The organism is Arthrobacter sp. ISL-28 (assembly GCF_018613875.1).
Lineage (GTDB): Bacteria > Actinomycetota > Actinomycetes > Actinomycetales > Micrococcaceae > Arthrobacter.
Genome location: NZ_JAGGPJ010000057.1, coordinates 1 through 13,228 on the forward strand (window position 1 = coordinate 1; position 13,228 = coordinate 13,228).

10 protein-coding genes and 1 pseudogene are annotated in these 13,228 nt (G+C 64.1%); 8 read left to right on the forward strand and 3 right to left on the reverse strand.

What is annotated here, in order from left to right:
- Positions 1 to 248 precede the first annotated feature (248 nt).
- On the forward strand, positions 249 to 1,658 hold the full coding sequence (locus tag J7E80_RS23250; RefSeq protein WP_215054564.1) for a helix-turn-helix domain-containing protein: 1,410 nt from the start codon (positions 249 to 251) through the stop codon (positions 1,656 to 1,658).
- Positions 1,659 to 1,689: 31 nt separating this feature from the next.
- On the opposite strand, the gene J7E80_RS23255 is transcribed toward J7E80_RS23250, so the two are convergent.
- Positions 1,690 to 2,154, reverse strand: coding sequence for a nuclear transport factor 2 family protein (locus J7E80_RS23255; RefSeq protein WP_215054565.1), 465 nt, complete (start codon positions 2,152 to 2,154; stop codon positions 1,690 to 1,692).
- Between the two features lie 31 nt (positions 2,155 to 2,185).
- Positions 2,186 to 3,865 carry an FAD-dependent oxidoreductase gene (locus J7E80_RS23260; RefSeq protein ID WP_215054566.1) on the reverse strand — a complete coding sequence of 560 codons (1,680 nt, stop codon included), beginning with the start codon at positions 3,863 to 3,865 and terminating at the stop codon, positions 2,186 to 2,188.
- A gap of 117 nt (positions 3,866 to 3,982) precedes the next feature.
- On the opposite strand from J7E80_RS23260, the gene J7E80_RS23265 reads away from it, so the two are divergent.
- The 5 genes from J7E80_RS23265 (at position 3,983) to J7E80_RS23290 (ending at position 11,004) form a co-directional block, all read left to right on the forward strand.
- Entirely contained in the window at positions 3,983 to 5,029 is a 1,047-nt protein-coding gene (locus tag J7E80_RS23265) for a helix-turn-helix domain-containing protein (protein WP_251037291.1), read from the forward strand.
- Positions 5,030 to 5,247: 218 nt separating this feature from the next.
- On the forward strand, positions 5,248 to 7,044 hold the full coding sequence (locus J7E80_RS23270; protein WP_215054567.1) for an FAD-dependent monooxygenase: 1,797 nt from the start codon (positions 5,248 to 5,250) through the stop codon (positions 7,042 to 7,044).
- Between the two features lie 4 nt (positions 7,045 to 7,048).
- Positions 7,049 to 8,125 (forward strand): maleylacetate reductase, encoded by a 1,077-nt coding sequence (locus J7E80_RS23275; protein ID WP_215054568.1) that lies wholly within the window; start codon positions 7,049 to 7,051, stop codon positions 8,123 to 8,125.
- 16 nt (positions 8,126 to 8,141) lie between these two features.
- A complete protein-coding gene (locus tag J7E80_RS23280; protein ID WP_215054569.1) occupies positions 8,142 to 9,059 on the forward strand; it encodes an intradiol ring-cleavage dioxygenase in 918 nt (305 codons plus the stop codon).
- Positions 9,060 to 10,653: 1,594 nt separating this feature from the next.
- The gene (locus J7E80_RS23290) at positions 10,654 to 11,004 is read left to right on the forward strand and encodes a GNAT family N-acetyltransferase (RefSeq protein WP_215054570.1); all 351 of its coding nucleotides are present in this window, start codon (positions 10,654 to 10,656) and stop codon (positions 11,002 to 11,004) included.
- A gap of 347 nt (positions 11,005 to 11,351) precedes the next feature.
- Here the strand turns inward: J7E80_RS23290 and J7E80_RS23295 are convergent, their stop codons facing one another.
- Positions 11,352 to 12,035: a hypothetical protein gene (locus J7E80_RS23295; RefSeq protein ID WP_215054571.1), complete on the reverse strand. Its 684-nt coding sequence runs from the start codon at positions 12,033 to 12,035 to the stop codon at positions 11,352 to 11,354.
- 27 nt (positions 12,036 to 12,062) lie between these two features.
- On the opposite strand from J7E80_RS23295, the gene J7E80_RS23300 reads away from it, so the two are divergent.
- On the forward strand, positions 12,063 to 12,704 hold the full coding sequence (locus J7E80_RS23300; protein ID WP_215054572.1) for an aldehyde dehydrogenase family protein: 642 nt from the start codon (positions 12,063 to 12,065) through the stop codon (positions 12,702 to 12,704).
- A 342-nt stretch (positions 12,705 to 13,046) separates the two neighbouring features.
- Positions 13,047 to 13,228, forward strand: a pseudogene (locus tag J7E80_RS23305) (NAD(P)(+) transhydrogenase (Re/Si-specific) subunit alpha); the annotation flags it as partial.

Here is a 13,228-nt window from a genome sequence, read left to right on the forward strand (position 1 = left end):
GGACGCGTCGCAGCAGGGCTGGATACGCGTAAGGCAGGGGCAACAGAGTCCGCTTCCTCCGCCGGGACCTAGCATGCCCCTGCCCGGCCGGGGTCACCAAGACCGGGCCAACTTAACTCCGGCAAAGATCAGCAGGGGAGCGGGTACCGGTGTCGGCCATCTCCATGACCAACCCGGAACATTGACAAGTTCCCACTGACGTCCTGATGATATGAGGCATCACAATGCTTGAATCGAGGCGGATGTCATTGGAAGCTCTATCCGCCCTAGAGCGCCAGCGCGTCGAATTTTTCGAGACCGGCTTGGCCAGCCCCGGTATCCGCGCCGACCTGCTGGAATCATGGCACCGCAGCAAGGCTATGGGAGTGCTCCCAGACCAAGCCGCTCCTCCCGCCGTCCCGGCTGCAAGTCTTGACCGCAGCCTGGAGCGCCTGCTGTCTGACCCGTTGGACTACTACGCGCAAACCCTGCAGGACACCGGACTGTCGCTGCTGCTGGCCGACAGCAATGGGGCAATCCTGTCCCGCTGGTGCGCCGAATACCGACTGGCCTCCGCTCTAGACCGGGTCAATTCCGTGCCAGGGGCCGTCCTGTCCGAAGCCACCGTAGGCACCAACGGGCTGGGAACGCCATTGGCGGCGCGACGGTCGGTGGAGATTCGCCGCTCCGAGCATGTGGCCGAGTTGTATGTGTCCATGGCCTGTGCCGGTGCCCCGGTCCGGGACCCGTTCACGGGCCGCATCCTGGGCGTGGTGGCCGTCGCCGGCATGGTGTCAGACGACGCCCCCTCGCTGCTACCGGTGCTCAACGGGCTAATGGCCGGGCTGAGCCGGCAGGTCTTCGCGGGCTCCCGGCAGCCGGACGCGGAACCGGTTCCGGGCTACAGCCGGGCCACGGAACCGGCGTTCCCGCTGTGGCCCGAGCTTCAGGTCCAGGCTGGCCGCATCCGCCAGGTAGGCGGTCTGGGACTGGTCACCGGAGAGCCAGGAAGCGGCAAAACCGGACTCGCGGCCGGCCGCGGAGAGCCCCTGTCTTTGCGTGTTCGGATCCTACACGCCCCGCTGGAGCAGCTGTACGGCAGTGGATCCTGGCTGCAGCGGGCGAGCGAGGCGCTGGCCGTCCCTGGTTCCGTGGTCATCCGTCATGTATTTGCCCTCTCCGCTCCTGCCCTGCTGGCGTTGCAGACCCTGCTCGCCGGCCGGCACCCCGGATGTGCCGCCTTTTTGAGCGCGAACGACGACGATGTCCGCGGCCACGAACAGCTTGGGGCCGTGCGGCTGGAGGTCCCGTCCCTGCGCGAACGACGCCGTGGCCTGGAATCGATGCTGGCCGCCGCCGTCCGTGGGCACGCCTGGTCGGGGCGCCCCTTCGCCTTGGAGGCAGCGGCCAGGAGCCTGCTACTGGACTATCCTTGGCCTGGAAACCTGACCGAATTCGCTGCCGTCATGGACGGGCTGCCGACGGTACCGCTGATTGGCCCGGCAGAGTTGCCGAGCGCGATTCGCGGTCATGCCCGCCCGGGCGGGCTCCTGCAGCAGTCGGAGGCCGAGGCGATCGAACGGGCGATCGCCTCGGCCGGGGGCAATATGAGCGAAGCGGCGCGCCTGCTCGGCATCGGCCGCGCCACGCTGTACCGAAAGCTTGGCCGCCACCGGTGACGGCGGCCTGCGCCACCTCTGTTGCCTGCTCCTACTTCTCGCCCAGCCAGGTGTATCGCGCAGTGTCCTGGCCGGCGTAGTCAGGGTCTAGATAAATGAACACCCGGGTGATTTTCCAATCCCGGATCTCGAAGACATCGCACCAGCGGCCTGCGCCCGAGTCCGGAACGCCCGCGCGCCACGGGCCGTCCCGGTGCTCGCCATAACTGGTGCCCTCGGCCACGATGGTGTCGCTGCCAGAGAAGATCCAGTTGAAAGTTGCATAGTCGTGCCGGATGGACTTGAGCGGCCCTCCGACGTCGCCGAATAGCTTGCCGATCTCCTCGTGGCCGTTGGCGATGCCCCATTTGGGGAAGTACACCTGGGCATCTGTGCTGAACAGGTCCAGGATGCTGCCACCGTCCGAGGTAACGCCACCGTTGTCGAAGGCCTTCAGGTACTCCAGCGCCACGGATTTGCGTTGCTCGTCGGTCATTGTCTGCTTGGCCAAGGCCATGCTGTCCTCCTTGAGGTGGTGGGGTTGAAATTCAGACGGCGACGGGCTCGAGCGCTACCGGGGTCTCCGCATTCGCCGCGTTGGCTGCACAGTAAGCCTGGGAGATGATCGGGCCGATGGTCGCCCCGCCAGCCCAGTAGGCCGAGGCCGACGCCGAAGCGGTGCAGTTGCCGACGCCGTAGAGGCCGGGAATGGGCTCGTCCTCGACGTCGACTATCTGGCCCTGCACATTTGTCCGTGGCCCGCCCTTGGTGTCCAAGGTTCCCCCGGTTACCAGCGCTGCGTAGTAGGGGCCGTTGGAGGAAATTGGCGCCATGGTTACGTTCGGATTGTCCGCATCATCCTTGACCGGGCCGTTGAAGACGAACTGGATGGGATGGCCGCCCCGGTTGAAATCCTCGTCCACACCGGCGTTGGCGAAAGAGTTGAAGCGTCCGAGGCTGGCGCGCAGGTTGTCCAGGAAGTTCGGTTCGAGGGTGAATGCGCCTGTGTGAGCCTTGACTGAATCAAGCCGAGCGGCGATGTTGGCTGCCAGTTCTTCGAGGGTTCCGCCCCTGATCACGTGGTCATCCGGCTGCCCGGCCGGGACGATCAGCCGGCCATACTCGTCGCTGGCTGAATGATCTTGGGAGCGCTGGTCCCAGAGCTGGATCATGACCAGATTCGGATACTCGGCCTTCTCGGGGTCCCATTTGAAGAAATGCTGGGCAAGTTCGTTGTATGGCAACTTCTCGTTGACAGTGCGCTGCCCGGCCTTGTTGACGAAGATCATCGAATCCCCGGCAACGGAGAACATGCCGGACATCTCCGGATCCCTGCACAGCGCCTTTTCCAGCGGGATAGGGCACATCCACGCATAGTTCATGTTCCGCAGCTGAACGCCTGACCGGGAGGTGATCCGGATGATGTCGCCCTCATTTGTGCTGGCACCGCAGCCGCCGTAGGCGGGGACGTTGAGGAAGTTGTAACGCAGTTCCGGATCGTGGGTGAAGCCGCCAGTGGCGAAGACAACTGCCTTGCGAGCCCCGACGCGGACCGTTCGTCCCTCTGGCGTGGTGGCCTCGACGCCTACCACCCTGCCGCCGTCGATCACCAGGCGCTGGACACGGTGGGAGAGCCGCACGCTGACGCCGTCACGGTACGCCGCCTTGCTTAACGAGGCCACGGCCACTTTTCCCCCGTCGGCCATAGACTCTCGCGCGCCGGCAGGCACGAGGACGCGGCCCTTGGCCGCCTCGTCTTCGGGAATTTGCGACCAGTAGTCCGGCACCTCATGGCACGGACGGTAGGTCAGCGCGTCACGCTCGGCCAGCAGCTCGGCGGCCTCCGATGCGGTGCGGTAGAAGGCACGATAGGCGTCGAATTCCCATTGCGCCTTGCCGAGAGTCGGGCTGTCCGGATCGTAGGACTGCGGGCGGGAGAGCCTGGCAACATAACGCAGGAACGCCGCCTCCTCGTCCACGATGCCAGCCTCCCGCATAGGCCTGTTGTTAGGCACCCAATACCAGAAGGCGGCCTTGTTGGCGGTGCCACCCAACTGCGGGGCCTTGTCGAGCAGGATGACGTCGTTGCCCTGCCAACGGGCAAACAGGGCGGCGGGCAGTCCGCCTGCTCCGCCTCCGGCGACGACGATATCAGCGACGGCGTCGAAACCGGCGTCGGGAGTTGCCGGGCGGGATGAGCCGCGGGGGGCGACGTTTTTTGTGTTCACGGTGCACTCCTCATGCTGTCCTTGTTTGCCGGTCCTGCCGACGTTGCAATGACACTAGCCACACCGAGGCAGCCGTGGCTGTCCCGATCCGGGACCGGACTGTCTCATTCCGGGACAATGGCAATCGAAGATCTCATGAAGGTCCTGCACGTTTTCTTCGGGTACCTCGTCCCACGTACACTGGTGACTATGACGCAGGCCACACCCGGTGCGCGCGCCCATGGTTTGACCCGGTTCTCAACGATGGGACTGCCCGGAGCGCAACGGATCGCGCTTTGGGAAGAGCACAATGCCCGCGCTTTAGTCGGACTGCAGGCCCGCACGCTTACCGACGGTGTGTTGGAGGCTACCGAGCTGAACCTCAACCTGCCCCGGCTTCAGTTCGCCCAGGTGTGGGGCAATCCCCACGTGGTGGAACGTTCGGCGCGCGAAATAGCCAGGCATCCGGCTGAATCAGTGGTCGCCTACTTCACGCTGGAGGGGGAGGGCTTCTTCTACCACAGGGACGGCTGCGAAATCCTCAAGCCCGGCCAAGCAGTGATCTATGACGCGGACCAGCCGTTCATGCGGGGCTTCTCGCATGGGCTGAAGGAACTGGCGCTGAAGGTCCCCCGCCGCACGTTCAGCGAGCTCACCGGGCACTCCGGCCTGAACCGGCCGAAGGTCTTCGGCTTCAGTGGAGCCGACGGTTCGATCCACGCCGGCGCGCTGGCTTCCGCGCTGTCAGCGGCGCTTGCTGGCCCCACCGCCGACTGGGAGGGACTGGAGGCAGCGACCCTGGAACTGCTCTCGGCCGCCCTCGGCACCGGCAGCGGACCGGCCGGCCAGTTGACTGCTGCCCGGGCATTCATAAGCACCCACTCTGCGGACCCCGGGCTGACTGCCGGGCGGATTGCGGCCGTTGTCGGCATATCCGAACGCCAGCTGTCTCGGATCTTTGCCGAGGCGGGCACCAGCGTGCCGCGTGCCATACTGGACGCCAGGCTGGAGGCGGCACGCCGGCTGCTGCTCTCTCCCGGCGGCGGGCGGCTGCCGCTGGGCACCTTGGCGCTGCAGCAGGGTTTCGCCTCGCAGGCACACTTCTCCCGCACATATAAGCAAAAGTTCGGCATTCCGCCTCTGCAGGACCGAGGAGGTTCCATCCGGCCTCGGACCGTTAGCTGATTTCCCTCGCAATGCCTGCTGCCAGGAGGGATTCAATGCGGGAAGTCACCCGAGATTGACGTACGAGCGGACGATGACGTGATTTTTTATCTGGATCCGCCGAGTTTTTGCCTTTTTCCGCCGTGATTGCCGCCACTCCACTGGAAGCCGAAGTGAACTGGAACACTTCATAGCAGTCGTCCGGAACAAGACCGGCAACTCGAAGTGGAGCGTATAACATGGTGATTTTCAATGACGGGGTCGCCGAGACCGAGACCCCGGATTCTGCCGTCGTCGAGACAGATGTTCTCATCGTCGGCTCCGGCCCGGCCGGTTCGTCTGCCGCGCTGTTCCTGTCCTCGCTGGGTGTTTCGAACATCATGATCACCAAATATCGCTGGACCGCGAACACGCCGCGGGCTCACATCACGAACCAGCGGACCATGGAGATCTTCCGGGACCTTGGCATCGAGGAGCAGGTATTGGCGGATGCCACCCCGCACCGGATGATCGGGGACACGGTCTTCTGCACCTCAATCGCGGGGGAGGAGATCGGACGGATTCTGACCTGGGGCAACCACCCGGCCCGCCACGCCGATTATGAACTGGCCTCACCGTCGCTCAACTGCGACATCCCGCAGACTTACCTCGAACCTATTCTGGTGAAGAACGCGACAATGCGCGGCACCCAGGCGCAGTTCTCCACAGAGTACCTCTCCCACACCCAGGATCAGGACGGCGTGAGCGTGCGCGTGCTTAACCGGCTCCTTGGCACGGAATACACCATTCGGGCCAAGTATTTGATCGGCGCGGACGGTGCCCGTTCTAAGGTCGCAGCGGACCTCGACCTGCCCTACGAGGGACAGATGGACATCGCCGGATCGATGAACATCACTTTCAAGGCGGACATCGCGGAGCTCGTCGGGCACCGGCCGTCCGTGCTGTACTGGGTGGTCCAGCCTGGCTCGAATATCGGCGGGATTGGTGCTGGACTGGTCCGGATGATCCGGCCCTGGAACGAATGGCTCATAGTGTGGGGTTTCGACATCAGCGAGGGCGTTCCGGAGGTCAGCCAGGAGGACGCGCGCCAGATCGTGCGCAACCTGATCGGTGTCCCGGACCTCGATGTCGAGATCACCGGCATCTCGCTGTGGGGCAACAACGAGATGTATGCCACGCGGATGCAGTCAGGCCGGGTCTTCATCGCTGGAGACGCTGCCCACCGGCACCCGCCGAGCAACGGTTTGGGTTCCAACACGTCCATCCAGGACTCGTACAACCTTGCCTGGAAGATCGCGGCGGTCGTGGCAGGCCAGGCCGGGGAGCAGCTGCTGGAGACCTACTCCGGGGAGCGTGCCCCCGTGGCCCGGCAGATCGTCACCCGCGCCAATAAATCCGCCCGCGAATTCGGCAAGCTCTTCCAAGCCCTGGGCGTCGACCAAGCCGAAACCGCCGAGGAAATGCTCGCACTGATCGAGTCCCGCAAGCATGCCACACCGGAAGGTGCCGCCAAGCGCGCGGCCATACGGGATGCCATGGAGCTGAAGAACTACGAGTTCAACGCCCACGGGGTGGAGCTCGGACAGCACTACGTCTCCAGCGCGGTCGTCGGAGACGGAACAGTCAAGCCGGAACCGGTGCGCGACCCGGAACTGTACTACCAGCCGACCACGCATCCCGGTGGCCGTCTGCCGCATGCCTGGGTCGGCGACAGCAGGCACAAGTACTCAACCCACGATCTTGCCATCTACGGCGAATTCACCCTGTTCACCGGAATCACCGGCGAGGAGTGGGCGACGGCCGTGCGGAAGGTCGGCGACCAGCTGGGTGTCCGGATGAACACCGTGGTGATCGGGCCGGGCCGGGAAATCACTGACCTGTACTTCGACTGGGCCAGTCTGCGGGAAGTTGCCGAGGACGGCGCCATACTGGTCCGCCCGGACAAGCACATCGGCTGGCGTTCCCATACCCTGCCGGCAGACCCAGAAACCGAGCTGCGCGACGCCGTAGCCGCCATCCTTAGCAGAAGCGAGTAAAGAAATGTCTTTGGTTTTTGAGCATGTGACCTTGGGGCAGCGCGTGCTGTTCGGCTCCGGGAAGGCCGCCGAACACCTTGCGGCAGAGGTCTCCCGGCTGGGCGCCCGGAGGGTCATGGTCATCGCCTCGGAATTCGAGGGGGCGATCGCAGATATCGTGTGTGCCGGAATTTCCCCCGTACTGCGCTGGCACGACGTCGTGATGCACGTGCCGGTGGAGAAGGCCGAGGCTGCCCGGGCGGCCGCGGCCGAAGACGACATCGACCTGCTGGTGTGTGTAGGTGGGGGCTCGACTACCGGCCTGGCCAAGGCGGTGGCGCTGACCACAGGGATCCCTATCGTGGCCGTGCCGACCACCTATGCCGGTTCCGAGGCGACTAACGTCTGGGGCCTGACAGAAGCCGCCCGGAAGACCACCGGGGTAGATGATAAAGTCCTGCCGGTGTCGGTGGTCTACGACGCGGGCCTGACCCTCTCGCTGCCGGTGGACATGAGCACTGCCAGCGGGCTGAACGGGATGGCCCACTGCATCGACTCGCTTTGGGGGCCGCGGGCGGATCCGATCAACGCAGCGCTGGCCGCCGAGGGTATCCGCGCCCTGAACGCCGGACTGCCGGCTATTAAGGCCGACCCTCAGGGCTTGGAGGGCCGGGAGCAGGCCCTCTACGGGGCGTACCTGTCCGCGGTCGCGTTCGCCTCGGCCGGGTCCGGGATGCACCACAAAATCTGCCACGTGCTGGGGGGCACCTTCAACCTGCCGCACGCCCAGACCCACGCCACCGTGCTGCCCTATGTACTTGCCTTCAACGCCCCGGCCGCGCCCGAGGCAGAAGCACGCGCTGGCGCCGCGTTCGGCACCTCCGGCGCACTGGACGGCCTGCAGGCCCTGCGCGAGACCTTGGACGCGCCGCGCGCACTGGCCGATTACGGCTTCACCGACGCCAACATCGCCGAGGCTGTGGAGATCGCGCTGCCGACTATCCCGGCCAGCAATCCGCGGAGGGTGACCGTCGGGAACCTCACCGCCCTGCTCGCCGCCGCCACCGCTGGCGAGGACCCCAAGGCCCTCGCCGACATCTGACTTCTTGGAGACCACAATGACGACTATCAATACCGGCGCCGCCAGCAATGGCGTCTCAGCCGAGCAGGCTGAAATCGAGCGGCAGCTCACCGACCAGGTCATCGCCAGCTTCGACGGCTGCGAGAACCCGCGACTGCGCACCCTGATGCAGTCCTTGGTGAAGCACCTACACGCGTTCATCCGCGAGGTGCGCCTGACCGAGGCCGAATGGAACTCTGCGATCGCGTTCCTGACCGAGGCCGGCCACATCACCGACGACAAGCGCCAGGAATTCATCCTGCTCTCGGACGTGCTCGGCGCGTCCATGATGACCGTGGCGGTGAACAACGAGGCGGTTGGCAACGCGACCGAGGCCACCGTCTTCGGGCCCTTCTTCGCCGCCGACGCACCGGAAATCCCCTTGGGCGGGGACATCGCCGGCGGCGCGAACGGGCAGCCCTGCTGGGTGGAAGGCACCGTCACAGGCACCGACGGCAACCCCCTCCCGGGTGCCAGAATCGAAGTCTGGGAGGCTGACGAAGACGGATTTTATGATGCCCAGTACGCTGACGGGCGCATCGCCGGCCGGGCGCATCTTTACGCCGACGCGGATGGAAACTACCGGTTCTGGGGCCTAACCCCCACCCCGTACCCGATCCCGCACGACGGGCCAGTGGGCAAGATGCTCGAGGCCGTGCACCGATCCCCCGTGCGGGCCTCGCATCTGCACTTCATGGTCACCGCGCGGGGCAAACGCACCCTGGTCACCCACATCTTCGTCGAGGGCGACCCGCAAATCGAGATCGGGGACTCCGTGTTCGGCGTTAAGGACTCCCTCATCAAGGCCTTCGAACAACAGGCCCCCGGTACTCCTACCCCCGACGGGCGCGACCTCGGGGACCGGGCCTGGACCCGCACCCGCTTCGACATCGTCCTCGCACCTGAAGGCTGCTAGCGGCAGGTAAGACTCCGGCAGCTACCAACCCCTGAAACCGATACCGAACGCCCCACACCGGGTCCGCCCCGAGTGTGCCTTGGACCTCCAAATGCAAAGAAAACAGAAGTTGGAGTCGCAATGCTAGTTGACAAACTTGCCCGCGGGGCAGGAGAACATGGACACGCCGTCCAGCGAAGGTCGCCTTCTCCTCGACGGCGAGAACACAACCTGCAAGTCTGCAAGCTGGCGGCGCCTGCCGCCAGCCACCAAATTCCCCGTGCCTTCGCGGACATGAATCTCTGTTGACACCAAGCCCGGCCGCCGGTGCCAGCAGGACGCTACCAACAGTGAGCGACTGCGTTTCCCAGCGCCCCTGACCCCTCCAAGAAAGACCACCGGGATCAACCACAGCCCACGAAGGAAAGCGGTGCGGCTTGGTATGCCATTGTCGGTTGACAGGCAAAACCCCTTGATTCCCAGCCTGCAGAGCGCAATTTCCGGGGGCATGTAAAAGCGATTGGTCCTAATGCGGGGCTCAACAGTTTGAATGAGAAGGTGGCTCCTCGCTGTGACGGCCATTTGCGAAGACGGTCGGAGAACCGGTTCCCTCCAAGAACTGATGCGTCGCCGATCCTGGTCCATGTCTGCCACACGTTTACCCCACGGAAATGAGAAAAAACGGTGACATGTCATGGACGTTCAGCAGCACCAAAACGGCCAGATTCCGCAGTCAGCAACACAGCGCAAGGCCTCGGCAACCAATGAAAACAGTGATCTCTCTGAGAAGAAGTCAGGGGTTCGAATCTCCTGGTTCTGGGGCACATCTTTCGAAGTCTTTGCGATCCACCGTGCGCGCCGTGACCGTGGAACTTCAGCTTCGCGACCGCGGGGCAGACATCCTGGTTCCTGGGCGCAGCCCAGACTGTCAGCGACCCAAATATGCTGGGAGCCCATGAAAGATTTGGGCGATGAACGTGTTGTTCTCCCATGGCTAGCGAAAGACCCGTGCAATGCAACCACTGTTATGAGTAACCTGGAAACCGTCCCCCAGGAAACACTCTGTGGCGAGGACGGGCAGCCCGAAGGCATCGAATTCCTGCCCCTGCGTGAAGTTCCCCTGGGGGTCCCGTGCCATGCCCCGTTCGCCGGCCTGCCCCAGAAAAAGCGCAGCCTCATCGGTTCCTGGTGCTTCCTGGACCACTACGGCCCGGACCTCGTCTCCTCCTCCGGCGGCATGAGGGTGGCATGGCACCCGCACACCGGCCTGGCCGGCCTGTCTGCCCACCGGCAGTCCCGTCTGGTCCTGGAAGCCCGGGACACCCCGGTAAGGATGCTCATTCTCGGTGGGGAACCTTTGGGGGAGCAGATCGTTATGTGGTGGAACTTTCTTCATCGGACGGACGCACGAGGAAGTCGTCGCCTGCCGTGCAGCGTGGCAGGCGGAAATCGGTGCGGAAACCCGCACCCCCGCCCGGCGATGGCGCCTACCCCGATGGGGCCCCGTAGCGCTTGGGTCCGTTCCCCCAAGGAACCCCCGCCCCGCTGCCCGCGCCTGTCCTGCCCAATGCCCTGCTGCGGCCCCGCGGCTAGCAACCAACCACCAGGAGTTTCCATGGAACTGCAAAAATGCATCACCGTCCGGCACGCCCCCAATAACCACTGCTACGAGCTCGTCGACGGGGAGACCGCCATCGGCAAGACCGAGTACGTGCCCGCCAGCAGCTCGGACGACAGGGAACGGATTTTCTACCACACCGAAGTCAGCGACGCCTACGCCGGCAAGGGCCTCGCCTCCGTTCTGGCCAAGCATGCACTGGACGACACCATCGCCGCCGGGCTGACCATCATCCCCGTCTGCCCCTACATCATGAGTTGGATACGCCGTCACCCGGAGTACCAGCAGCACTCCTCACCGATCCGGCCCGGGCACCTGGCCGCCGTCGACCGCGTCTACAAGCGGTGAGGGAAGTGGGCGTGGGACTGAAATTTGAGCACACAATTGAGCCGGCGGGTGCTGTTCGGCGCCGGCAACGCAGCTAAGCACCTCACTGGAGAGATCGAACGCCTTGGGCGAGGAAGCTCATGGTGATCGCCTCGGCCAGGGAACGACCTGAAGCGGAAAACTTCACAGCGGGCATCAACGTCGCCCTGATCCATGACGATGTCGCCCCCACCGACCCATCAAGCAGGCACTTGCCGCCGAAGGCGTCCGCGCTCTCAACGACGGCTCAGATGCCGGGACCGTGTTCACGGACACGCCTGACGGGGCACTCAGGACTTGTAAAGAGCGACTCTTTTGGCAGCGCTGGACTATGGGACGGGACGATGCTCTGCTACGAGTAGTCCTATCATCCGGTTGTATTGCCGTATTTGGTGCATGGCGAGTAGAACGCCGAGGAGAAGTCCGAAGCTGCCACCCGCTGCGATGGCTCCGACCTCAGGGAGGCCCATAGAAGCAGTGAGTACAGAAACGCCCGCCCCGGCGACGATACAGTTCACTACCGCGATGGCGGTAGACATTGTGAAAAAGACACCGCGCCACGATCCGCGCGTCCCGATGTCCAACAGTTCGTTGAGAGCGTGCTTGCCGTGTGGAGCTGGAAAGAATTCCTCCCCGCCGGGGAGCAATTTGGCGTAGTAACGGCGGATTCGCTGTATGGAATAGAGTGCCGCGACGTCTTCCAGAGACGTCTGTATAAGTCGCTCGTAAGTGAAAAACCCGAGAGTGACGATGACAGGGATCATCACACTTAAGAACCCGAATGCAAATGGAGTCTGGGCTAGAAAACCAAACGCGACCAACGAGCTCGACAGTGTCATCAAGTACAGAGAAGCGCGGCTGCTGGATTCGGACACTGTGATCCCCCGGGCAGATTGCAGCACAAAGTGCTCCGTGAGGAGTGCGTTATAGAAGGCTTGGGGCCGGTCTGGAAGATCCACAATGGACTCCCTGGCCCAGGGCAGCCCTGTTTTATTGCTGTCGTCGCTCATCATCGAGTGCGTCCCAACAAACCCTGAAAAATGGCACCACCCAGCGTCCCGCTGAATGAGCCGCTGGCCGGGCTCCCGACCAAGTATCCGATCTTGTACGTTGCTGCCATGAGCTTCCTTCCCAACACTGGCACTGGCCAGCTGGTCGATGATGCTGTCGACCCGCGGACGGGCCGGGAGCTAGCCCGTCCCAAGTTCAACACAGTTGCATCGTCACGACGAATCAGCCCCGTCAAAGTCCATGGCACCGACAGGGGGCCTACCGCAGCTGGGCGGCCCCAATTCGACCTATCAGCTAACCCCGCCCGCCCGCCTGCCGCCAGGCCAGGAGCCCTGTCCTCCCTCTACCCGGCAGCAGATCTCAATGAGGCCCTCAAGATCGCCAACGGCCTCGAGTTCGGTCTGGGCTCGGCGTTCTGGAGCACCGACACCGACGAGGTCGACCGCGCGGTCCGTGAACTCCAGGCAGGTGCCGTGTTCGTCAACGGCATGACCATCTCTTACCCAGAGCTGCCTTTCGGCGGCATGACACCGCCAGAGCAGGGTGCGGCACCCGCTGACCCACTGCCCAGGCGCCGAGTTGCTCAGCTTACGGGACGGGCGGAGCTCGCCCGGCTGCGCATTGCTCAGTTCGCTGCGTCTGCTGGAGTGAGGTGCCGCCGCGACGATTGACTCTCGCTTATTGGGGGCGAGAGTCAACAGATCCGGGACCTGCGGATGAAGTGTTTGATCCGTAGGAGATGGGTCGGAGATGGCACAAGAGTTCAGGAGATCGGCCAAGGTCTTCATGATGACCACGGATGCCACCGGGGATCCAGTAGCAGCCATGAAGTGCGACCCTCTCAGGCCCCGGGACGCCTCCTGGTTTATAAGCACAGCGACGGCGCTAATGGATCCGCCGCCAACACCATCTCCACCAGATGGCCTGCTCCGGTGGGCCGGGACCAACCCGTCCTGGACACCTTGCGCAGGGCAAACCACGGCATCGAATGAAATGAGAGAGTGAAGCACAACATGACATGTATCGGGATCGTGGCCGAGTTAGGCCTTGAAACAAGAGTGGCGGCGACTCCCGCCACGGTCAGACAACTGGCGGAGCTGGGCTACGACATCGTAGTCGAGAAAGGTGCGGGGGAGTCATCGTCCTTCCCCGACGACGCCTACGCCGCGGCCGGCGCAATGATTGCGGGCGCCGA

What these genes read in the sequence shown, in the direction of transcription:
- J7E80_RS23255 (WP_215054565.1), bottom strand. Translation starts at nt 2,154, where the DNA reads ATGGCCTTGGCCAAGCAGACAATGACCGACGAGCAACGCAAATCCGTG.
- J7E80_RS23295 (WP_215054571.1), bottom strand. Translation starts at nt 12,035, where the DNA reads ATGATGAGCGACGACAGCAATAAAACAGGGCTGCCCTGGGCCAGGGAG.
- J7E80_RS23270 (WP_215054567.1), top strand. Translation starts at nt 5,248, where the DNA reads ATGGTGATTTTCAATGACGGGGTCGCCGAGACCGAGACCCCGGATTCT.
- J7E80_RS23300 (WP_215054572.1), top strand. Translation starts at nt 12,063, where the DNA reads ATGGCACCACCCAGCGTCCCGCTGAATGAGCCGCTGGCCGGGCTCCCG.
- J7E80_RS23275 (WP_215054568.1), top strand. Translation starts at nt 7,049, where the DNA reads ATGTCTTTGGTTTTTGAGCATGTGACCTTGGGGCAGCGCGTGCTGTTC.
- J7E80_RS23265 (WP_251037291.1), top strand. Translation starts at nt 3,983, where the DNA reads ATGGCAATCGAAGATCTCATGAAGGTCCTGCACGTTTTCTTCGGGTAC.
- J7E80_RS23290 (WP_215054570.1), top strand. Translation starts at nt 10,654, where the DNA reads ATGGAACTGCAAAAATGCATCACCGTCCGGCACGCCCCCAATAACCAC.
- J7E80_RS23280 (WP_215054569.1), top strand. Translation starts at nt 8,142, where the DNA reads ATGACGACTATCAATACCGGCGCCGCCAGCAATGGCGTCTCAGCCGAG.